The organism is Chryseobacterium sp. 22543, assembly GCF_052044565.1.
Classification (GTDB): domain Bacteria; phylum Bacteroidota; class Bacteroidia; order Flavobacteriales; family Weeksellaceae; genus Chryseobacterium.
Genome location: NZ_JBQENH010000003.1, coordinates 524,162 through 546,419, shown reverse-complemented (window position 1 = coordinate 546,419; position 22,258 = coordinate 524,162). Strand labels below are relative to the sequence as shown.

At 36.4% G+C, this 22,258-nt stretch carries 24 protein-coding genes; 13 read left to right on the top strand and 11 right to left on the bottom strand.

Annotated features, from left to right (window positions below):
* Positions 1 to 113: 113 nt before the first annotated feature.
* The 3 genes from ACTJIP_RS13285 to ACTJIP_RS13275 form a co-directional block, all read right to left on the bottom strand.
* A complete protein-coding gene (locus ACTJIP_RS13285; protein WP_077417442.1) occupies positions 114 to 1,694 on the bottom strand; it encodes an ATP-dependent DNA ligase in 1,581 nt (526 codons plus the stop codon).
* Positions 1,691 to 2,713, bottom strand: coding sequence for a ligase-associated DNA damage response exonuclease (locus tag ACTJIP_RS13280; RefSeq protein WP_180563730.1), 1,023 nt, complete (start codon positions 2,711 to 2,713; stop codon positions 1,691 to 1,693). The genes ACTJIP_RS13285 and ACTJIP_RS13280 overlap by 4 nt, the downstream gene beginning before the upstream one ends.
* Before the next feature lie 131 nt (positions 2,714 to 2,844).
* Complete coding sequence (locus tag ACTJIP_RS13275; RefSeq protein ID WP_077417438.1) at positions 2,845 to 4,293, bottom strand: S41 family peptidase; 1,449 nt, start codon at positions 4,291 to 4,293, stop codon at positions 2,845 to 2,847.
* Positions 4,294 to 4,491: 198 nt separating this feature from the next.
* On the opposite strand from ACTJIP_RS13275, the gene ACTJIP_RS13270 reads away from it, so the two are divergent.
* The 3 genes from ACTJIP_RS13270 to ACTJIP_RS13260 are packed head-to-tail and all read left to right on the top strand — an operon-like array spanning position 4,492 to position 6,511.
* On the top strand, positions 4,492 to 5,283 hold the full coding sequence (locus ACTJIP_RS13270) for an SDR family oxidoreductase (RefSeq protein WP_180563732.1): 792 nt from the start codon (positions 4,492 to 4,494) through the stop codon (positions 5,281 to 5,283).
* 4 nt (positions 5,284 to 5,287) lie between these two features.
* A complete protein-coding gene (locus ACTJIP_RS13265; RefSeq protein WP_077418092.1) occupies positions 5,288 to 5,689 on the top strand; it encodes a GlcG/HbpS family heme-binding protein in 402 nt (133 codons plus the stop codon).
* 18 nt (positions 5,690 to 5,707) lie between these two features.
* The gene (locus ACTJIP_RS13260; protein ID WP_077417434.1) at positions 5,708 to 6,511 is read left to right on the top strand and encodes a helix-turn-helix domain-containing protein; all 804 of its coding nucleotides are present in this window, start codon (positions 5,708 to 5,710) and stop codon (positions 6,509 to 6,511) included.
* A gap of 194 nt (positions 6,512 to 6,705) precedes the next feature.
* On the opposite strand, the gene ACTJIP_RS13255 is transcribed toward ACTJIP_RS13260, so the two are convergent.
* From ACTJIP_RS13255 to ACTJIP_RS13240, 4 genes are all read right to left on the bottom strand, one after another.
* Positions 6,706 to 7,773: an SDR family oxidoreductase gene (locus ACTJIP_RS13255; protein WP_077417432.1), complete on the bottom strand. Its 1,068-nt coding sequence runs from the start codon at positions 7,771 to 7,773 to the stop codon at positions 6,706 to 6,708.
* Between the two features lie 86 nt (positions 7,774 to 7,859).
* A complete protein-coding gene (locus ACTJIP_RS13250) occupies positions 7,860 to 8,444 on the bottom strand; it encodes a Crp/Fnr family transcriptional regulator (protein WP_077417430.1) in 585 nt (194 codons plus the stop codon).
* Between the two features lie 48 nt (positions 8,445 to 8,492).
* Complete coding sequence (locus ACTJIP_RS13245) at positions 8,493 to 8,939, bottom strand: PPC domain-containing DNA-binding protein (RefSeq protein WP_440704695.1); 447 nt, start codon at positions 8,937 to 8,939, stop codon at positions 8,493 to 8,495.
* Between the two features lie 11 nt (positions 8,940 to 8,950).
* On the bottom strand, positions 8,951 to 9,796 hold the full coding sequence (locus ACTJIP_RS13240; RefSeq protein ID WP_440704694.1) for an NAD(P)-dependent oxidoreductase: 846 nt from the start codon (positions 9,794 to 9,796) through the stop codon (positions 8,951 to 8,953).
* Between the two features lie 221 nt (positions 9,797 to 10,017).
* On the opposite strand from ACTJIP_RS13240, the gene ACTJIP_RS13235 reads away from it, so the two are divergent.
* A complete protein-coding gene (locus tag ACTJIP_RS13235; protein ID WP_077417424.1) occupies positions 10,018 to 10,644 on the top strand; it encodes a chloramphenicol acetyltransferase in 627 nt (208 codons plus the stop codon).
* Positions 10,645 to 10,722: 78 nt separating this feature from the next.
* On the opposite strand, the gene ACTJIP_RS13230 is transcribed toward ACTJIP_RS13235, so the two are convergent.
* The gene (locus tag ACTJIP_RS13230) at positions 10,723 to 11,316 is read right to left on the bottom strand and encodes a Crp/Fnr family transcriptional regulator (protein ID WP_077417422.1); all 594 of its coding nucleotides are present in this window, start codon (positions 11,314 to 11,316) and stop codon (positions 10,723 to 10,725) included.
* A gap of 544 nt (positions 11,317 to 11,860) precedes the next feature.
* On the opposite strand from ACTJIP_RS13230, the gene ACTJIP_RS13225 reads away from it, so the two are divergent.
* On the top strand, positions 11,861 to 12,202 hold the full coding sequence (locus tag ACTJIP_RS13225) for a helix-turn-helix transcriptional regulator (RefSeq protein ID WP_077417421.1): 342 nt from the start codon (positions 11,861 to 11,863) through the stop codon (positions 12,200 to 12,202).
* Between the two features lie 14 nt (positions 12,203 to 12,216).
* On the opposite strand, the gene ACTJIP_RS13220 is transcribed toward ACTJIP_RS13225, so the two are convergent.
* Positions 12,217 to 12,948: an MBL fold metallo-hydrolase gene (locus ACTJIP_RS13220; protein WP_440704693.1), complete on the bottom strand. Its 732-nt coding sequence runs from the start codon at positions 12,946 to 12,948 to the stop codon at positions 12,217 to 12,219.
* Between the two features lie 255 nt (positions 12,949 to 13,203).
* Between ACTJIP_RS13220 and ACTJIP_RS13215 the strand changes: the two genes are divergently transcribed.
* Entirely contained in the window at positions 13,204 to 14,400 is a 1,197-nt protein-coding gene (locus ACTJIP_RS13215; protein ID WP_077417419.1) for an MFS transporter, read from the top strand.
* Positions 14,401 to 14,493: 93 nt separating this feature from the next.
* Here the strand turns inward: ACTJIP_RS13215 and ACTJIP_RS13210 are convergent, their stop codons facing one another.
* The gene (locus ACTJIP_RS13210; protein WP_180563737.1) at positions 14,494 to 14,871 is read right to left on the bottom strand and encodes a winged helix-turn-helix transcriptional regulator; all 378 of its coding nucleotides are present in this window, start codon (positions 14,869 to 14,871) and stop codon (positions 14,494 to 14,496) included.
* A 155-nt stretch (positions 14,872 to 15,026) separates the two neighbouring features.
* Between ACTJIP_RS13210 and ACTJIP_RS13205 the strand changes: the two genes are divergently transcribed.
* From ACTJIP_RS13205 to ACTJIP_RS13175, 7 genes are all read left to right on the top strand, one after another.
* Entirely contained in the window at positions 15,027 to 15,971 is a 945-nt protein-coding gene (locus ACTJIP_RS13205; protein ID WP_257468908.1) for an alpha/beta hydrolase, read from the top strand.
* Positions 15,971 to 17,137 carry an MFS transporter gene (locus ACTJIP_RS13200; RefSeq protein WP_440704692.1) on the top strand — a complete coding sequence of 389 codons (1,167 nt, stop codon included), beginning with the start codon at positions 15,971 to 15,973 and terminating at the stop codon, positions 17,135 to 17,137. The genes ACTJIP_RS13205 and ACTJIP_RS13200 overlap by 1 nt, the downstream gene beginning before the upstream one ends.
* A 74-nt stretch (positions 17,138 to 17,211) precedes the next feature.
* Positions 17,212 to 17,913 carry a DsbA family oxidoreductase gene (locus ACTJIP_RS13195; protein WP_180563739.1) on the top strand — a complete coding sequence of 234 codons (702 nt, stop codon included), beginning with the start codon at positions 17,212 to 17,214 and terminating at the stop codon, positions 17,911 to 17,913.
* A 110-nt stretch (positions 17,914 to 18,023) separates the two neighbouring features.
* A complete protein-coding gene (locus tag ACTJIP_RS13190; protein ID WP_180563740.1) occupies positions 18,024 to 18,605 on the top strand; it encodes a 5'-methylthioadenosine/S-adenosylhomocysteine nucleosidase family protein in 582 nt (193 codons plus the stop codon).
* Positions 18,606 to 18,622: 17 nt separating this feature from the next.
* On the top strand, positions 18,623 to 19,144 hold the full coding sequence (locus ACTJIP_RS13185) for a GNAT family N-acetyltransferase (protein WP_219072682.1): 522 nt from the start codon (positions 18,623 to 18,625) through the stop codon (positions 19,142 to 19,144).
* A 67-nt stretch (positions 19,145 to 19,211) separates the two neighbouring features.
* Positions 19,212 to 19,787 (top strand): Crp/Fnr family transcriptional regulator, encoded by a 576-nt coding sequence (locus ACTJIP_RS13180; RefSeq protein ID WP_077417410.1) that lies wholly within the window; start codon positions 19,212 to 19,214, stop codon positions 19,785 to 19,787.
* Positions 19,788 to 19,915: 128 nt separating this feature from the next.
* The gene (locus tag ACTJIP_RS13175) at positions 19,916 to 20,728 is read left to right on the top strand and encodes an alpha/beta hydrolase (protein WP_219072683.1); all 813 of its coding nucleotides are present in this window, start codon (positions 19,916 to 19,918) and stop codon (positions 20,726 to 20,728) included.
* A 329-nt stretch (positions 20,729 to 21,057) separates the two neighbouring features.
* Here ACTJIP_RS13175 and ACTJIP_RS13170 read toward each other — a convergent pair whose 3' ends face one another.
* A complete protein-coding gene (locus ACTJIP_RS13170; protein ID WP_219072684.1) occupies positions 21,058 to 22,155 on the bottom strand; it encodes a TauD/TfdA family dioxygenase in 1,098 nt (365 codons plus the stop codon).
* Positions 22,156 to 22,258 lie beyond the last annotated feature (103 nt).

Sequence of the window (22,258 nt, the reverse complement as noted above, 5' to 3'; positions counted from 1 at the left end):
GCAAAGGCGTTTTACTTAGCGAAGACTATACTTTATTATGGCTGAACGCAGTGCCTTTGCGATCAAAAAACATTAAAAACAACATGAAAACTTAGCGTCTTTGCGTTAAAATATTATTGTATTAATTTTTTAATTTCTTCAAGAGAGTCAATTTCATCCACAGTTTTATCCTTCCGCCATCGTACAATTCTCGGAAATCTTAAAGCAACACCGCTTTTGTGGCGGTTGCTGAAACCTATTCCTTCAAAGGCAATTTCAAAGACCAGTTCTGCTTTTACAGTTCTCACAGGGCCAAATTTCTCAATGGCATTTTTGGTCACAAATCTGCTTACTTCCATAATTTCTTTATCAGTAAGTCCGGAATAAGCTTTGGCTATAGTAACCAGAGTATCTCCGTTTTTTACAGCAAAAGTATAATCTGTATAGTAGGCACTTCGTCTGCCGCTTCCTTTCTGGGCATAAATAAGCACTGCATCAATAGTAAACGGATTGATTTTCCATTTCCACCAGTCGCCTTTTTTCCGGCCGGAATGGTAGGGTGAGTTTTTTTGTTTTAACATCAATCCTTCACTGTTTACTTCTCTTGAATTTTCACGAAGAGAATCCAGTTCTTCCCATTTTTCAAAGTCAAGACTTTTGGAGATGCTGATGTTCTGAGGCACTTCATTTAATAATAATTCTTCGAGCAAAGCTCTTCTTGCAGAGATGGGTTTTTCTCTCAGATCGTTATTTTCAAGCTCTAATAAATCGTAAGCAAAGACTTCTATAGGAATTTCCGACAGCATTTTTTTAGTTAAAGTTTTTCTGTTTAATCTTTTTTGTAATTCATTAAAATTTAATACTTTATCATCTTTTACCGCAAGTATTTCTCCATCAATTACAAAGTTGCCTTTCATGGCTTTTACTACTTCTGTGATCTCCGGAAATTGTTCTGTGATGAGCTCTTCTCCTCTGGACCAGATGAAGACTTCATCATTTCTACGGATAATCTGTCCGCGTATTCCGTCCCATTTGTATTCCACCAGCCATTCATCAGGATTTCCAAGTTCTTCAGTTTCCTTTTCCAAAGGGTAAGCAAGGCAGAAGGGATAAGGTTTTGAGTTGTCAGGGTTTACATTTTCAGCATCAATAAGCTCTTTAAAAGAGACTTCATCTGGCAGCCATTTTCCCATTAAGCTATGCATCAGTGCACTTGATTCCTGGCCGGAAAATTTTGTCAGAGCATTGATCAAGGTTTTATCTGATACCCCGATTCTGAAACTTCCACCAATTAATTTATTGAAAATCAGACGTTCAGTATAGTCCAAGCCATTCCATGAATTCAACACAAATTCTTTTTTTTCTGTATCTGTTTTCCCTTTTAAACCGACAATATCATTCATCCATTCTGATAAGGTACGCTCTATATTTTCCTGCGGGGGTGGAAGAATCAATGATAATGTTTCCCCAAGATCACCCACGGAAGAATAAGATTCCTGAAACAGCCAGTAAGGAAGTTTTGTAATTTCCAGAGCCCATACTTTCATGTAATTGGTATTCACATTTCTCTTGGGTCTTTTCCCTGTAAACAAGGCGATAAACCATACTTTATCTTCATCAGGAGCACGTTCCAGATAATCAATGATGGCATCAATTTTAGCATTGGTCTTATTGGTCGTTTCCAAAGCATTGATAAGGTCTGCAAAATGTCTCATGATTCGGGATTTTCTATGATTTCTTTTTCAGATTCTTCTTCGTCTTCTCCAAATAAAGTTTCCACAACATCTGCCCGGACTCCGATTTCATTCAGGTATTTTGAAAAAACTTCAGTCTGTCCGTGGGTAACATGTACGAGTTCGGCTTCCGTAGCCTTTACAGTTTGTAATAATCCCTTCCAGTCTGCATGGTCACTCATGGCAAAGCCTGCATCTGCACTCCGCCATCTTCTGGCACCGCGAACCTGCATCCAGCCGGAACATATTGCCGTAGCAGGATCAGGAATTTTTTTGATGATATTACTGTCAAGTAAAGCAGGAGGAACAATTACAATTTCATGTTCCATCTCTTTTGGACGTTCCCTGAAATCTGCTATGGTATAGTCCGGAAGGTCGATTCCTACTGTTTCAAAAGCTTCATTCAGTTTTCCGATAGAATAGTGGACGTATATTTTTCCAAGGTCTTCTACCGCCTTCATAATGCGCTGGGCCTTCCCTAAAGAATAGCCAATAAAGACGGATGTTTTATTATTTTCTTTATTCTTCAGTACCCAATTTTGTAGTTTTTTATTTAAATCCGGAACTTCCAGCCAATTGTAAATGGGCAGCCCAAAAGTGCTTTCTGTAACGAATTCATTACATTTCACCAGCTCGAAAGGAGTGCTCAATCCATCATTCTGAACTTTGTAATCCCCTGAAATAACAGTCACATATCCTTTATATTCCAGTCTGATTTGTGCAGAACCTATAATGTGCCCAGCAGGATGTAAAGAAAGCTTTACGCCATTAATAGTCACAATTTCTCCATATTCCAGACTCTGGCATTCAATATCAGTTCCGATTCTTTGATGCAGAATGGGTTTCGTAAAATGATGGCAAAGGTATTTTTTCATTCCCCAACGGGCATGATCAGCGTGGCCATGGGTAATAACCGCCATATCTACGGGTCTCCACGGATCTATATAAAATTTTCCATGAGGACAGTAGATTCCTTTTTTTGTAAATGTGATTAATTTCAATGGTGTGACTGGTTTTATAGAACAAGCTTCAAAAACTTAACCAATTTACAATAAACAGTTAATTTTTTGATGATTGAATGTCTGAAAAATAATATAGAAAAGCTGTTTCAATCTGAAACAGCTTTTCTATATTATTTTTCGTTAAGTATATTGCTTACATGATCAATCCATTGATAATCAGGGATTGTTTTGTCTATGTAATAATCCGGTTGAATCCCTTTTCCGTCAATGGCCATATCCGGAATACGGAAGCTTTTAGAGAGTGAATATCCGAGTTTAAATTCATTACAGGGAGAGGGAAGGAAATACATATTGGAGATATCCAAAACCCCAGCAGTTGTAGTTCCAAAAAGTTTTACTTTTTTACTTTGTTTAGCTGCCAGTAAAAACTCTTCTGCGGTACTGCCATTCCTTTCATTGATGATAATTCCTACATTTTTTGGATACGGTGAAATTTTATCCATTTTATTGATTCCTACTATATTTCCATCATCCTGCAGGCTTACAAACTTGCCTAAATTCTGACTTAACTTGTCGTAGGCTTTCTTTAGATATTCTCTTTCTTCAGCCGGGATTCCATATTTCTGATAATTCTCATAAAAGTCCAGCATTCTCTGGTTATTCAGCTTTGTAGAATAAAATTGTGTTCTTACGCTTCTGATAGGATTAGTGTAGAGATACGGAATGATTTTAGCAAAACTGTTGTCGCTTCCGCCGCCATTATTTCTGATATCAATGATCAGATTTTCTGTGCTTTCAATTTTAGATTGGTTAGCTGTAATCACGCTGTCTATATCTTTTTTCAAAGCTCCATTAAAGGAAGGAATTCTTAAAAGCAGGGTAGTTTTATTAATTTCTTTTAAAAAAGGCTTTTCTGCGCTGGCCGCTTCAAGATAAGTCTCAATATTTTCTTCTCTTTCAAATTTTGGAGAAACTCTTTTTAAGGTAAAATCATTGATTTCAAGATAATTCTTTCCAATAAATCGGACATTGGTTATTTCCTGTCCGGATTTGTCTCTTAAATAGTAAGTTCCTTTTGTTTTATCAGTAGTAAGGCTCAGTTTCAATTCATAGGGTTTCCAGTTTTCTGCTCCGGATTGGATAATAAAACCTTTATAAACATCTCCGATTTTTTTAATTCCTATAGTGTAAGGCTGAACTTCCCAGATACCTTCAATATCAGAATCCTTTTTAGATAAAATTTCTTTTTTAAATTTTTCAATATCTATTTTTACCGTTTCAGTTTTATTATTTTCGTGTGTTACTGGCTGAGGCTGCTGATTATCTTTTTCGATCATTTTAATAGAAAAATGACCGGCTCTGAAAAATTTAAGCCATTCATAAATAGTCTGAGTGCATTCAGTATCTGATTTTGTACTTTTAATCTTATTCAGAAAATCATTATTATGAGCCTGGTAGGCAGGAAGTCCTTTTTTATCGATTACATATTGGTATCCGGCATCATTTTCCTCAAATGTTTTTTTTACCCACTGAAAATTGCTTTCACAAGTACAGTTTTGAGCAAAGCTAAAAGAAGAAGTGGATAAAAAAATCAAAAAGAGTGTCTTAATTTTAAGCATACATGGTTTTTTAGTTTAATAGTTACAAATCTAACGATAAATATATTTTTTTATGATTTTTAAAGAGTATTTATTTAGCAAAACATTTTCCTTTTAGCTGTATTATCTGAACTTTTCAGCAATATAAATTTGAACGCTGCAACAATATTGAGCTTCCTGAAATCTTAGAAATTTGTACCAACATAAAAAAAGAATACAATGAGTAAAACAATTTTAATTACAGGTGCAGCAAGCGGATTCGGAAAGATTGCTGCATTTGATTTAGCAAAAAAAGGACACAAGGTAATTGCTACTGCACAGGTTTACCCGCAGATGAGCGACCTTATAAGAGAGGCAAAAGAACAGGGAGTAGAAATTACAGTAGACAAACTGGATGTTACCAATCCTCGTGATATTGCTTATATTCATGGGAAATATGATATAGATATTTTAATCAGCAATGCAGGAATAATGGAGGGCGGGCCTATTGCCGAGCAGCCAATCGATTTAATCCGTTCAATGTTTGATGTAAACGTCTTTGGTGGGTTGGAACTGGCGCAGGGATTCATCAAAAAATGGATAGATCAAAAGAAACCGGGGAAAATCGTATTTACAACTTCTATGGGTGAACTATGGACTGTTCCTTATGTAGCTGCTTATTGTGCATCAAAGCATGCTATGGGATCCATAGCTGAAGGTTTAAGAACAGAATTGGCTCAGTTTAATATTAAAATTGCTACCTGTAATCCGGGTGTTTTTGGAACAGGATTTAATGACCGTGGGGTAGATACTATTTCCCGTTGGTACAACCCTGAAACTAATTTTACACCACCTTCAGTTTTCGATGGTACTGCAGAATCATTAGCTCATCAGCTGGATCCACAGTCTATGGCAGAGGTGATTGTGAATGTAGCATTAGATGATGAAAGTCATTTCAGAAATGTACATCCAAAAGATACTGAAGATTTCGTAAAACAGCTTCAGGCAGATGCATGGACTGCAAAAAGCTAATATCATGGAACTGAATTATAAAACCGCTGAAAAAGCGCTGCATGGAGCAAAGGAAAAAGCGTTATCTATGAATATTCCTGTAAGCATTGTCGTGGTGGATGCCGGAGGACACCTGGTAGCATTGGCAAGACTGGACAGTGTTTATGGAGTGATTGATTTTGCAGTTAAAAAAGCAAAGACAGCAGTGATGTTCGGAGTAAACAGTGATGTGATGGGAGAAATCATTTCGGAAGCCGGGATTCACAGCTACGGTATGCTGAATTCAAATGATGGGCTTCTGACTATTGCAGGCGGTGTTGTCCTTAAAAACACAGAAGGAAAGATCATTGGTGCGATAGGCTCATCAGGCGGAACTCCCGAACAGGATAAAGAAATTGCAGAGGCGGGCGCTTTGGCTATTGCTTAAATTTCAGATATTTGTATCATGGAAAACACTTCTGAGATCATATTCGATAAACTGGTTTATTCATGTGCTTTTGAGTCCTACAGAGGTCACGAAGAATTCATTCCGGACCATTTTCTGGGATTTCAGATCTCCGGAGAAACACATGCTTTTCATGAGCAAGGTAAGACTGTGATTAAAGAAAATACAGTAGTTCTGGTCAGAAAAAATCAACTGATCAGGACTATTAAATATCCTTCAGCGCATGAAAAGTATCAGTTTATCTCCATCACGCTTGATGATGAAACGCTGAGACAGTATGCGGCTGAAAACAAAATAACTGTACATAATAATTCTCCAGGGAATCAGCGGTTGTTTTTTGAGCCTAACGATTTTTTTTCCAGCTATTTTACATCTCTTATTCCTTACATTAATAGAACACTGGAGATTCCTCCAAAATTATCAGCTTTAAAGGTGAAAGAAGCCATAGAACTCCTTTTGCTGAGTAATCCTGATCTTAAAAACCTGCTTTTTGATTTTTCAGAACCTCATAAAATTGATCTTGCGGAGTTTATGAACAAAAATTTTATGTTCAATGTATCGGTAGATGCTTTTGCCAAGCTTACAGGTCGCAGTTTATCAGGATTTAAAAGGGATTTTAATAAAACATTTCAGATGACACCCAAACAATGGCTGAAGGAAAAAAGATTAAAGGAAGCCTATTATTTAATTAAAAACAAGGATAAAAAGCCTTCAGATATTTATCTTGATCTGGGTTTTGAGAATTTATCCCATTTTTATTCTTCTTTTAAAAAGAAATTTGGCGTAACGACTACAGAAGTTTAGTATAAATCATTAAAAAAACACAATTTTTAATATTAGAGTTAATTAATTGTTGGAAAACGCAAAGACACAAAGAGAATTTGGCAGTGTAAATATTCTTAAGATGCAAAGATTTTATCTCCGATAAAATTTCAACCTACATAATCTCTCTGAGTTACACTTTTCTGCGTTTTTATGTTTTCCAACAATAATTTCTATTAAGGAATCATATTTTCAGCTTTTAATCTTTTAAAGACATCTGTAAAAGAATCTTCTGTACTGGTATAAGCTGTGAAACCAAGTTTTCTGCTTTTTGACATATCACACATCACTTCCAGAGGTCTCCCCAGATCCAGATCGGTATGCCATGCCGAAGAGAGACGGTTGAGATTTTTTTCTTTCAGATTGTATTTTTCTGCAATTGCAGTCCAGATTTCGTGGTCGTTTTCCAGTTCTTTTTCCAGAGGTTTTATCGTACCGTCAAAACCTTCAGCTTCTACACCAAACCAATCTGCCATCCTTTTCCATAACCATTTCCACCGGAAGACATCTCCATTGGTGATATTGAATGCCTGGTTCTTGGCCGATTCTGTGGTGGAAGCCCAAACCAATTGCTTAGCCAGAACTCTTGCGTCTGTTACATCCGAAACGCCATTCCATTGTGCCTCAGATCCCGGCCAGATAAATTTTCGTCCTATTTCCTTACAGATGCTGGCATACACAGCCAATGTGGTCCCGATATTCATCAGATTTCCCACGGCGTATCCAACAACCGTGTGTGGTCTGTGAATGCTCCATGTGAAGCCATCTCTTTCGGAAGCTTTGTACACTTCATCCTCCTGTGCATAATAAAAATTGGGAAGAGGAAGCCTTGGATGTTCTTCTCTGACAGGAGTTTCCGGTAAAACTCCTTTTTTAGCATAAGCCTCAAATGGGCCCAGATAATGTTTAAGTCCTGTAACCAGAGCCACATGTTTCACTGATTTTTTAGCAGATAAAACATTTAACAGATTTCTTACAAGCATACTGTTGACACGGATATTTTCCTCTTCAGTATCATTACGCATCCATGTGGTAAAGTAAATATGAGTAGGAGAGATTCCTTCCAGGGCTTCAGCAAGATTCTGTTCATTCATCAGGTCTGCCTTAACAGGATGAAGGCTCTGGATATTGGAGGTTGGATTTCTGGACAATCCATATGTTGTCCAGCTTTGAGCGATCAGTTCCTCAGCGAGGTTACTTCCTGTAATTCCGGTAGCGCCTACTACCAATGCAATATTTTCCATAAGTATTATAAAATTTCTTGTACAAAATTATGGATGATAAGAGGCTTTTATCCTTGATTTGGATCATGCATTCGGGTTGATCTGGATCAAGTGTTGTTTAAAGAATTCTTTTTACGGATTCTGCTTACGGTTTCAGGAGCAAGACCAAGATAAGAGGCGATAAGATTGTGAGGTACTCTTTTGATCATTTCAGGGTTCTTTTGTGCCAGTTGAAGATATTTTTCTTCAGCAGTATAACCGTTGGAAACAATGAGTCTGTAATCTTTTGTAACGAGGCTGTTCTGATATAAAATTCTGAAATAACGATCCATCACAGGAATTTGCAACAGCATTTTTTCATAATTTTCCAAGGTGATCATCAATACTTCTGTTTCCTCAACAGCATCAATATTCAGTACCGATTTTTCCTGATTGATAAAACTGTTGAAGTCTGAGATCCACCAGCCTTCAAAGGCAAACATATTGATGTGTTCATTTCCTTTTTCATCCGGAAAATAAGATTTTAACAGACCTTTGCTTACAAAAGACAACGATTTGCAGATATCTCCTTCCTGAAGAAGATATTGTTTTCTACGAAGTTTTTTAAGGGTAAAGAAAGTCTGAACCTGATTTTTCTGTTCGTCAGTAATATCAACTTTATTCTCGATATGGGAAAGCAGAACCTCAAACATCAAATAAATATTTTATCAAAAATACCACTTTCAACTGCAACTGGAGCTTTATTTTTCAAAATCATAGAGATTGATTCCTATTTCTTCATTTTTAATTTTTACGACTCTTGTATCCAGCGGATATATAATGAATTCCGCTGCTCCCTGGATTTCTGCCTCTAAAAGATGTCCGGCCAAAGCGGTATAATCTTCTCTTCCCAACGTAATGTGAAGGTGTAGAGTCGGTTTCCCTTCTATCTCAGAGATATTTCCGGAGATATTGGTGACCTCCATCTGTTCTTTAAAAGTCTTATCCACATATTTTTTGGTTGCAGGATTAAAGAATCGTAGAGTAGCTTCACTCACAGCCCCTATACCGGTCACTTCTCCTGCCTGAATATTTTGGTTTTGAATAAAGTCCGTTAAAGCTTCTGCAATATTAGAACGGTTGTCAAGACTGACGATGTAGATATGATCCACTTTTCTTGCAGACCAATGGTTTCCTTTGTAATTCATGATCTCCTTATTTATCCTATTGTTTTTAAATAATTGATGATCCCGATAACATCATCCTGACCAAAGCCTTTGTCGTGTGCATTTTGATAGGTTTGAATCAAAGCTTCGGATAAAGGATAATCAGCGCCTGCATTTTTAGCAAGAAGAATATCTTTCAGCATCAGATCAAGAGCAAATGCCGGAGCATATTGGTCTGCTATTAATAAAGATGTTTTTACTTTGGTAGCAACGCTTCCACTGGCACTTTCATTGATTATTTCCAGCATATCAGACCTTTCAATGCCTAATTTTCCGGCCAGTAAAACAGTTTCTGCCAGTCCCTGATAAATGGTGGAAAGAAAATAATTGATAGATAGTTTTCCTGCGATTCCTTTTCCGTTTTCACCCAAATGTTTCACAGATTTCCCCATTTTCAACAGATAGGGCATAGCGCGCTGGATGTCTTTTTCTTCACCTCCAGCCATAATGATTAGCGTCCCTTCTTGTGCAGGTTGAGTACTGCCTGCTACAGGAGCATCAATAAAGGAAGCTTCTTTTATTTTCAAGGCAGCTGCAGTTTCTTTTGAGGCTTCCGGGGAAATAGTACTCATATCTATAAAGAGTTTTCCTTGAATATCTAAAGAAAGAATTTCCTCATATACGGCTTTTACAGCACTGTCGTTGGTCAGCATTGTGAATATAATATCGTTGTTTTGTACCAGATCTTTAATTTGGGTATAGACTGAAGACTTCTCTTCAAAATCCCTGGCTTTTTCAGAAGTTCTGTTGTAAACCGAAAGTGGAAATCCTGCTTTTTCAATATTCTTTGCCATAGGGTGGCCCATATTTCCTAGTCCGATGAACCCGATTTTTTCCATTGTTATATTTTTATGTAGTTATTAATTAAGTTTTATGTTGTGAAGCTCCTGAATGAAAAGGAGTTATCTGAAGATCTATAAATAAGATTGTAAAATACGCATATTTTGCAGCAAAATATCTACCAAATAGCTGATTTACCAAATTAAGTTTTAATTATATTTTTATGTATAAGCTTTTAAAACCGGATAAACTTTCAGAAATTTGCAGCAAATAAGAATCAATGAAGATTGTAGATATAGAGAACTGGAACAGAAAAGAGCATTTTGAATTTTTTTCTAAAATGGCAAGCCCTTATTTTGGATTTACAACAGAGGTAGACTGTACAAAAGCGTATGACACAGCGAAAGAAAAAGGATATTCTTTTTTTGCCTATTATTTTCACAAGTCTATGGTCGCAATTAATACTGTGAATGAATTAAAACTGAGAATTATCGATGGTCAGGTAATACAGTTTGATACGGTTCATGCCGGCAGTACGATTGGAAGACCGGATGGGACTTTCGGATTTTCATTTACTCCTTTCTCAGAAGATTTTGAAACCTTCAATGAAACGCTGCAGGAGGAAATAAAAGGAGTGCATCAGACTTCAGGATTAAGATTAAGCAATGGAAGACTGGGAAAAGACCACGTAAGACACACGACTATTCCATGGAATTCCTTCAGTGCTATATTACACCCTACAGATTTTAATACTACAGAATCAGTCCCTAAAATTGCTTTTGGAAGATTCAATATCCGTGACGGCAGAAAGTATCTTCCAGTTTCTATTGAAGCCCATCACGGATTGGCTGATGGTCTTCATCTTGCCAAATATCTGGAGGAATTTCAAAGACAGCTTGATCAGTAGAGGATTATAGAGTTTGAAGAAAATAATACATATATTGTTCAACAAATAATTAAAGCCGGATCTCTCCGGCTTTTACTTTTAATAATAAATCTTTCGTTTTTCTATTTTCACAATCTGGTCTTTCTCCATCTGCTTTATGGTCCGTATAACTGTTTCTACACGTAATCCGGTGAGTGATGCCAGCTGCTGGCGGGTAAGAGGAATCTGGAAAGAATAAAGCGTTTTATCTTCATGATAACTTTTCAGGTAATCCATCAGCAGTTTCAGTTTACCAACGGGATTTTGGAAAGAAAGATTATACAGCATGATATATTTGTAATACATTCTTTCAGCAAGACATTCGTAAATATTGAGTGAAATTTCAGGGTTACTTTTGATCAGGTCCAAAAAATTCTGCTTCGACATTTTGTAAATAACGGAATCTTCTATCGCTACAGCATTCATAGGATAAGGCCGGTCTACAAACAGTAGAGATTCACCAAAGCTGTGGCCGTCTGAGAATATATTCTGAATAAACTCTTTGCCGTCTTCCGTATAATTATTGAGTTTAATTTTCCCTTTTTTAATCTGATAATAATGGGATGGGAGCTCTTCTTCATGAAAGATTATCTCGCCTGTATGATAAGTTCTGGTTTCCACTCCAAAAGAAATTAATAAACTATCAATAATCATAGTTGTGATTTTATTTATAAAATAAAGGAACATCAATTTTATTGATTTCTCTTATCATGTGGTACCATTCACATACCACATATATTCATTTTTTACACATGCATAGCCCGGAAAACATTGACTGAGATCATAAAAAGTAAAGGCAATAACCCACTACATTTACATCCCACCAAAAATTAATGCGTAAATAAAGGGAAACAGGCTGATAAAAGCAGTTAAGATATTTTTGTTTAAAATATAACGTGGTATCTATGTGGTACGCGGTTTTTATAAAATTTTAATCATTTTTTCTTTCTTTGCCAGTATAAAAATGTAATAAAATTCATAGGTGTGATTTTTTTAACACAATCATTCAATAAATACAAACCATACGTTATGAATTGTTGTATTATAGTAATGAAAACCAATAAAATTTTGAATACATAAAAATTATTTTGTTCCCGATATTAAATTAGCAAAAACCATATTGAGCAGAGAAAAAAATGACTTTGTACAGATTCACAAAAGATGTGGTATCTGAAATGCGTAGAGATGAGAAAGTATTATGAAAAATAGAAAAACTGAACCCAATTTAGAGGATTTGAAACAGAAAATTCTTGTACAAGACGAAATTATGGCCCTGGCCAAAGCAAATTCCCCTCGTCTGCTGAATAAATTCAGACTGGTTCATCCTGATTTTTTTAAAAAGTTATCTGCTATACAGCCAGCCCTTAAAAATTCTGAACTGATCTTTTGTATTTATCTTAAGCTCAATATGACCACTAAGGAAATTGCAACCTGTATTTTTGTAACACCCAAAGCGATACAAAACAGAAAAAACAGGATCAGAAAAAAACTCAACATTCCTTCTGAATTTGATATTTATAAATGGTTTAATGAAATTTAAACCATTTTTTTTATTTAAATTTCTATTACCGCTTTATCCAGATCATGATAGAGAAGAATTTTCCAACGGCTTTCTCTTGCTTCCTTTTCCCATTTAAGGCGTAATTCCATGGCTTTTCTGCCATCGAAATCACTTTTATAGGCTAAATGGTATTTTAAATAAGAGGCCTGCGGAAGATCATCAGCCCCATAGAAAACAGTTTCTCCATTTTGCCTGATCCAGAAAACCTGCATAAAAGGAGTGTGTCCTCCTGCCACTTCATAGGAAATCTCATCTGTGATTTGTCCCTTGTCTTCATTCATCCAGATAATATTGGGAAGCTGAATCAGCTGTTCCAAAATAGTAAAATCAAAAGAAGGATTACCTTTCTTTTCCATGGCAAAATCCAGTTCACGTTTCTGTATATAAATCTGGGCATTCGGAAAAGTGGCTTCAAAACCATTATCAGTAGCGGTTACTGCACCTTCAATATGATCTTTGTGAAGATGGGACAGCAATAGCTTTGTGATTTGATCAGGATGAATATTTTCTCTTTCCAGAATTTCTGAAATAACAGTTGCTCCGGACTCATTTTTCCAGCCAATTCCGGCATCCAAAAGAATATAATCATTTTCAGTGATGATAAGAAAAGGCTGTACAGACATTTTGATTCCACCAACTTTATCAAAATTTTCTTCTGTTAAAAGAGTGAAGTCTTTGGTTTTGCTTGCTGAGAAATTGCCTTCTTTGAGCGGAATGATTTTCATGCTGCAAATTTCCTTAATATTTCTAACATTCAAAAGGTTTTCCATCGATATATATCATCAATAAAAACAATCATACAGACAGGGTGTTGAAATCATTCTACTTACCGCAGAATCCTGTATTATTCTTAGAAATGTAAAGACACAGGAAGAATAATTTCTTTTTTTAATGATTATCTTTGATCTCTTAAAAATCTGACGGATGCATTATGATCTGCCGTCAGACCCCTTTCAATTCAAATAAAAACTTTATACGTAATGCAGGAGAGTTCTTCCCAAGGTATTTCCCGGACTGTTATCTGGCTTATGGCCGTTATTTCCGGACTGGTAGTTGCCAACAATTATTATAATCAGCCTTTACTGGCACTTATTTCAGAAGAGCTGCAGGTTTCTGAGAGCGCAGCAAGTAAAATTTCTGTACTTACTCAGATCGGTTATGCATTGGGACTGTTGCTGATTGTCCCGTTGGGTGATAAGTTTTTCCGTAAGAAATTGATTTTAATAGACTTGTTTCTTGTTTTTGGATCCCTTTTGTGGATGACCTTTGCCACTCAATTGTGGATGCTGTATGCTGCCAGTCTGCTGATTGGAGCTACATCGGTTATTCCACAACTGTTTGTTCCTATTGCAGCAGAACTTTCATCAGATAAAGAAAAATCGGCCAATATCGGATTGGTAATGTCCGGACTGTTACTGGGAATTCTTCTTTCCCGTTTTGTAGGAGGTATAGTAGGTGAAGTCTGGGGCTGGCGAGCGATGTTTGGTATTGCGGCAGGACTTATGATCCTGGTATGGCTGGCTGTATATAAAATGCTTCCTGAGCTTTCACCTAATTTTAAAGGAACTTACAAAGAGTTGATGCGTTCTGTTGCTCAACTTGCCAGAACACAACCCGTTCTTCAGCTGGCATCTTTCCGCGGGGCAATGGCATTTGGGTCTATGTGTGCATTGTTTACAACTTTGGTTTTTCACATGGAGAAACCACCTTTTAATGCCGGATCATCTGTTGTAGGAAGTTTTGGATTAGCAGGAGCTGTAGGTGCTTTAGCTGCCGCAAAAGTGGGAAAGCTTCAAAAATATCTGGATATTAACCGCATTATATTATATTCTTTATTGATCGTTATCGGAAGCTGGGGCTTTACTTATTTTGCCGGAGAAACCTATTGGGGACTCATTGTAGGAGTAATTCTTGTAGACCTTGGGGTGCAGTCCAGCCATATTATGAACCAGACCAATTATTTTCTGATCAAATCAAATGCTGTAAACAGACTGAATACAGTGTATATGGTGTCTTATTTCATCGGAGGCTCACTCGGAACCTGGCTGGCATCCGTTGCATGGCAAAAGGCTCAATGGAGCGGCGTATGTCTTGTAGGAACGGTATTTGGGGTATTGGCTTTGATCGCTCATATTTTGTTTTCAAAAAGGGTAAATAGAGCAAACGCAGAGATGTAATTGTTATATTTCTAAGACGTTTAAGGATCGGGATTTTATCTTTGATAAAATCCCGATCCTTTTATTTTCAAACCTATTTAATTTCGAAATCTCTTATTCTTCAATTGTTTCCAGTGCAAGCATCATTTCCCTATGCTTTCCTCCCCATTCATCAAGCTGTTTCCATATAGGGATCAGCTCCCGGGCAATATCTGTAAGCTCATAATCTACTCTTGGAGGAACTTCTGCATAAACAGTCCTTTTTACTAAGTTTTCTTTTTCCAATTCTCTCAGCTGTAGGGTAAGCATTCTTTCCGTTATTCCTGAAATAGAGTTCCTAAGTTCGCTGAAACGTAATTTTCCGTCTTTTAGTTTGTTTAAAATAATCAGTTTCCATCGGCCTCCGATTTTACATACAGCATAGCTCAGGTCACATCCTTGTATATACTGTCTGTTGATATTATTCGTCGAATTTTCTTTTAGCTTTCCCATTACTTACAAATTTGTTAGTACCATACATTTAGCTGTATACAGTGCAAATGTAAGGTTTGAGATTTAATTTTGCACGTAGAAAGCAGAAAATATGCGGCAGTAAGGAACAATAGCGCTCACGTTCCCTGCAAAAACAATAGTAACTTAAATAAAAAATGAAAATGCAGTTAACCTCTAATATAACACAGATTTTAAATCATTTAGAAAAAATACAACCTTTCAATTCACAGGATTCTTTAGACGGAGCCCGTAAATACCTTGAAACAATGTCTCTTCAGCTTAGTGGTAAGAAAGAATCCGTTTCAATGATCGAAGAATTGGATATCCAACAGGAAAACCATCAGATTCCCATTCGGATTTACCGTCCTAACGGAAAGGATGTTCAGAATTCATCGGCTATTATTTATATTCACGGAGGCTGGTTTATAGCTGGAGGATACGAAACCCATGATGCGGTAGTCCGTAAACTGGCTAATAAAACCGGATCTGTGGTTATTTTTATAGATTACCGTCTTGCTCCGGAACATCCTTTTCCAGCGGGCTTAAACGATTCTCTTGACGGTATAAAGTGGGTAATAGCCAATGCAGAATCTTTAGGAATAGATCCTGACAAAATAGGAATTATAGGAGACAGTGCCGGCGGAGCATTGGCTACTGCTGTTTCTACCCAAATGGGCAAACATTTGAAATTTCAGGTGTTAATTTATCCTGCAGCCGATAATCAGCTTAGTTCAAAATCATGGGAAACGTATGAAAACGGACCGGTTCTTAATAAACAGGGGGGTATAGAAGCATGGGACTGGTATCTTCCCAACGAAGAAAAAGATAATCCTTTGGCGATTCCTGTCTTAATACAAGATTTTAAAGAAACTCCACCTACTTTAGTCATTCTTGCAGAACATGATCCTTTGCTTGATGACGGAAAACAGCTTTCTGAAAATATGAAAAATGCAGGCGTTGCACTTACAACAAGTTTCTACAAAGACATGGTTCACGGATTTATGCATATGGGAGAAATTCTGGAAGAAGTAGAGTCTGCCGTAAGTGAAATGGCTGCTTTTGCTCATCAAAATTTAAATTCTGTTGGAGAAAAAGTATAATGAAAAAATACGCATACATTGGATGTCTGGGGTTTATAGCCGTTATTACAACAGAATTTGGGGTCATCGGAATTCTTCCACAAGTTGCAGAACATTATAAAATCAGTATAGACAAAGCGGGGTATCTGTTGAGTGCTTTTGCATTAATTATCGCTCTTACAGGACCTTTCATGACCTTACTTACCTCAGGTTTTGATCGTAAAAAAATAATGCTTACAGCCATTTTCATGTTTCTGATAACAGGATTTGTGTCTTCTTTTTCACCTCCTTTCTGGCTACTGATGCTGGTTAGGATTTTACCGGCATTTCTCCAGCCTGTATATATTGCAACAGCGTTATCTGTGGCCGTCTCCCAGGCTGATGACCGGAAAAAAAATGAACTGATGGGAATTGTATTTAATGGAGTTGCCATTGCTATGGTTACAACGGTTCCTTTTGCCACATGGATTGCGGGGCTTTGGTCCTGGGAGTACTCATTTATGATACAGACTGCAGTAAGTCTGATTGCTTTAGCAGTCATTTACTTTCTTCTTCCTGCGATGCCTGTAAAAGAGAAAAAATCTTATGGAAATCAGGTCAGAATCCTGAAGCAGCTTCCATTTATTCTGAGTACACTGGCTAACTTTTTCATGATTACCGCATGGTTTTCTACCTACAGCTATTTTGCAGATTATCTGAATAAAGCCAAAGGGATGGATATTTCAATGGTAAGCTATATGCTTTTGTTATTTGGAATTATTGGAGTGATAGCTAATGGAATTGCCGGGAAAATGCTTAATAGAAATGTGGCAGGAACTACCGCTATCTTTCTTTCCGGAACCATTCTGGTACCCATTCTTCTCTATTTTTCTGATGGAAATTTATGGGCAACGATTGCCGTTATCGGAATCTGGGGATTTCTGTATTCACCTAGCTTTCTGAATGCATCTACCTATATGATCTCTTCAGCACCGGAATCACTGGAATTTGCTAATAGTCTTGCCACATCGTTCGGAAATCTGGGTGTGACAGTGGGAACTACAATCGGAGGATGGATAATCGTTACAAAAGGAGTAGAGTATATTCCATGGATAGGTGTTGTTTTCGGGCTTCTTGCATTTCTGATGATGATCTTAAGAGGGATATTCGAAAAGCGCAGCCAGGTATTGTCCAGCTGTCAGAATTAAACTGTAATAATTTTTGTTACATTAAATAAAATACATTACCTTTGTTCTATTAATTTGAATTAAAATTAAATACAATGAAAATAGAAATCTGGTCGGACGTAATGTGTCCGTTTTGTTATATCGGAAAAAATAATTTTGAACAGGCTTTAAACAAGCTGCCTTTCAAAGATGAAGTAGAAGTGGAGTGGAAAAGTTTTCAGCTGGATCCAACTTTAGATCAAAAAAAAACTCAGGATACTATTCAATATTTTAGAGAAAAGAAAGGAGTTCCTGAAGCTCAGGCTACACAAATGCTTAGTCAGGTTACCCAGATGGGAAAAGAAGCCGGAATTGATTTTGATTTTGGAAAAACTCTGATTACCAATACTTTCAGTGCCCACAAATTGCTTCATTTGGCTAAAAAGCACAATAAGTCCAATGAAATGGAAGAGGCATTATTTATCGCTCATTTTATTGACGGAAAAAATGTAGGAGATACTGAAGTTTTGGTTGCTCTTGCAGAAAATTTAGGAATTGATAAAGAGGAGGCAAAACAGGCGGTTACAACAGATAATTTGGATTATGAAGTCAATCAGGATATTCAGGAAGCAAGAAACAATGGGGTTTCCGGAGTTCCTTTCTTTGTTCTGAATGGTAAATATGCAGTTTCCGGAGCTCAGCCTGTAGAAGCGTTTGAAAATGCACTTCAGCAGACTTACAAAGAAACCGTAAGTCCATTTAAGGATCTTTCCGGTGGCAGCGGAGCTTCCTGTGATGCTGACGGATGCAGTATTTAAGATAACAGAACCCCAAAACAAATAAATTGTTTTGGGGTTTTTAATCTAATATATTAGAAGAAACGTATCTTTGTAATGCAGTGCCACAGCTGTATAAATCTGATTTCTCAATGATAAAAATTAACAACGAAACTCACTATTCAATTGATGACACCCTTTTTGTTTTTGCATTGGATTCTGAAGCAGGAACCGTATTTAATGACAAAAATAAATTAATTACAGGCATCGGAAAGGTAAACGCCGCCATCGAATTAACCAAAGAAATTCACGCAAGAAAACCTAAACTGATTGTAAATTTAGGTTCTGCAGGAAGTAAAGGATTTCACAAGGGAGAAGTAGTATGCTGTACAAAGTTCATCCAAAGGGATATGGATGTAAGAGGACTTGGATTTAAATTGTATGAAACCCCTCTATCCGGAGTTCCGCCTGTATTGGAATATGGTCTTAAAATGGATACTTTGAAAGAAGGAATTTGCGGCAGTGGTGACAGTTTTGAAATGAACCACTCCGAAACCGATTATAATATTGTAGACATGGAAGCCTATCCACTGGCATTGATTGCTCAAAAGGAAAAGATCCCGTTTCTATGCTTGAAATATATTTCTGATGATGCCGGAAGTGACGCTGCAGACGATTGGAGCGTACAGGTACATCTGGCTTCTGAAGCTTTTAAGAAAATTCTTTTCTCATAACATTTATTCTTACGATCATGAGTTCAATTATCATAAACAAAGCGGTGGCTGAAGACTTAGAAACTTTACAAAGCTTAGGAATTCAGACCTTCTCAGAAACATTCGCTGAAGATAACACAGAAGAGGCTATGAAAAAGTATCTGGAAGAAAGCTTTAATACTGAAAAGATAAAATCTGAGTTGAATAATCCTGACTCCTCTTTCTATATTGCCTGGGAAGAAGACAATCCGGTAGGTTACCTGAAAGTCAATTCCGGCAAAGCGCAGACAGAACTTCAGGACGAAACCAGCCTGGAAATTGAAAGAATCTATGTGAAGAAAAGCCATCACGGGAAAAAAGTAGGACAGCTTCTTTATAATCAGGCTTTAGATACTGCTCAGCAACTTAAAAAAACTTATCTGTGGCTGGGTGTATGGGAAGAAAATCTGAGAGCTTTACATTTCTACAGAAAAAACGGATTCGTTGAATTTGATAAACACATTTTCAGACTTGGAGAAGAAGAACAGACTGATCTGATGATGAAAAAAACATTGGATTAAACCTTTTTTGCCCACAGATAGCACAAATTTTCAAAGATAATTGCGTGTTAGGATAAAATATTACCAAATGAACATTTCAGAATTTGTAAAGCATATCAATCAGTATTATCCTTTATCCAAAGAAACGATTCAGGATTTACTGGATATCTGTACGGAAGAATACTATCACAAAAATGATCTTCTGCTGGAATCCGGTTCTATGGCAAGGTATTATTATTTTATCAAATCAGGATTGATAGGGTATTATACAGTAGATGAACAGGGAAATAATATTTATAAAATTTTCTTTGAAGAAAACAGTTTTGCAGCTTCTACAGCCGCCATTATAAAAAATGAACCGAGCGATTTCAATATTATTGCACTGGAAGACTGTTCAGTGATACAATATCCTGCAAAAGCCTATCGTGAACTACTTGAAAAGCATCATGATCTGGCTCTTTTTCATATGTATTATCTGGAAAAAAACTGGGTAGTGAAAAAAGAACCTTTGGAAGTTTCCCTGAAATACGAAACTGCAAAAAAAAGATATTTACAGTTATTTGAAAATAAATCATTGTATAACAGATTAAAACAGCATCATATTGCTTCTTATCTTGGAATAACGCCTACACAGCTTAGCCGGATCAAGAAGGATTTAAATTAAAAAGCTTCAACATATGTTGAGGCTTTTTTTCTTTTTCTGTTGCAATTTTGTTTTATCATAAGATCATTGGTACATTATATGTTTTATAATAAAAACCTTTGATTATCATTAATTAAACCTTTTTTAACATGAAGAAGCTCATCAAAATTGTATTTGTGCTGGCTGCATTTATCCCATTATCAGCACAAAAAATTATTCATCAGGAAATTTTCAGTCCGAAAATGAATAAAAAAATCAAAACAGTTATCATTACACCCAATCTTCAGCCTAATATGAAGTATCCGTCTGTCTATATTCTTCATGGTTTCAGCGGTAATCCGGACAGAATTATGAAACAGGATATTCCTGATCTGGTTAAAAAAGCTCAGGAATTGAAAACAATCTATGTACTTCCGGATGGAAATTACAGTTCGTGGTATGTAGACAGCCCGGTTGTTAAGGATTCTCAATATCAGACTTTTATCGGAAAAGAACTGGTAGAATTTATTGATAAAAATTATCCTGTGAAATCTGAGAAAAAATTCCGGGGAATTATGGGATGGAGTATGGGCGGCTATGGGGCAGCCAATATTGGAGTTACTTATAATAAGACATTTGGTATTGTAGGAAGTTCTTGTGGAGCTCTGGATTTCAATTCGTTTGGGGAAGGATATCAGAAATATATGGTGAATAAAGTTCTGGGGCCACTGGAATCGATCAATCCCATTTTTCTTACTGACAGCAAAATAAAATTAATGACCGAGGCTGGACAGCAATATATTTTCGATTGCGGTACAGAAGACACTCAAATGATCAACATGAACAGAAATTTTCATAAAAAACTGACAGAAATGAAGATCCAGCATCTCTATACCGAATCTTTGGGAGGCCATGTTCCAGAATATTGGAGCAGATCATTGTCTGAGCAATTGTCTTTATTTGATAGATTTTTTAAACAGTAATTGTCACAAAAAAGCAGTTTAAACTTTTACATTAATTATTTTTAACCACAAAAGACACAAAAGTTTTTAATACTTAAATTTTTAGAGCCAATTTTTATGCATAATAAGTACACCTAAGTTTTGCGAAAATCTTTGATTTTCATCTTAATGTGAGCCTTTCTACAGCATTATTTTAACTTACTTAATTAAACTAAATTGTTTTAATATAGAAGCTTTTGTGACTTTTGTGGTTTTGTAAAGTTTTTAAAATTTATAAAAAATCCTTTTTGAGCCAGGCCCAAAAAGGATTTACGATTGATTGATGTTCAAAATGCTAACTAACCAGCATATTAAAATTGTTGAAAGTTTTTACCCAAATGCTCTTCTATAACGAAGAACGGATCTTCCGTAAGGGTATGAGCTCTCATATCAATAAGGCTCACTTTACTCATCATACGAAGCATAATTCTTCTCTCACACGGATATTCTATTCCGTCAATATTTCTTACTCCTGCCCGGAAAGCAGATCTTCCGTGAGCACATAAGTGATTATTAACCAGAATAACATCACCTGCCTGAGGTGTAAATCCCGAATAAATCAAGTGTCTGGCTTCTTCCCAGAACTCATGCAGTGTACTTTGCGCTTCATCCGATTGTCTTATGCTGGAATTGAAAAGCTGTTCCGCAGCATCAAATCGCATAAACGGAAGACTATAATTTCCATACAAAACAGAATCTAATGTCTCTTCTTCACTATTTCCCGTTTCCAGGTTGGCATCTTTCGGGATTTTATAAATACGATCAAAAAGAGGTCTGTAATTTTCACCGATAGACTCATGAGAGCGGATTGAGTAAAGAGTAGAAGGAACCTGTTCTTCATTTCTCACATACATAAAGCTTAAATAATCAGCCTGATGTTTCAGAAAAGCATCTTCGGTATGTACGTACAAATCTGTTGAAGATCCCGATCCTGTCTGTGTTTCTTTCATCTTTTCATCAGGAATGATGGCATGGATCAATCCACCTCCTTTACGCTGTGAATAATATTGTACAGGCTTTGATGGCAGCGCTCCATGAATAAGAGCACACGCAAAACCATATAAATTAAATTTTGAATAATCTGCCGACTGCCAATTGGAAGGCGTAGAACCTATATTCTCCTGATCTATATCCATTAATCCGGTAAAGATCAATGCACCATATTGATTTTTTGAAAAGTCACTTGCAAAATCAGCCGCTAAATTTAAAATTCTCTCTGGTAAAAAATAAGACGCCAGCTGATGTACATGCTTAATAAAATCACGGTTTTCATATGTTTCATACTTTTTCTGAAGATGGAGTGCCGCATCTTTTATCATTCTTCTCTCCTGTGAGGTGACCTCTATGACCGTAGGAAGCAGTTTTACCACTGTTGAACAGTCTTTATCTAAAATTTCTGTAGAATTCATTAAAAAAAAATTTGGTGTTAACTAATAATTTTTATATTTGTTTTTAATTATTCTAAATAATAATAACCGAGTCAAATTTATGAATAATTACTCAACCACCAAA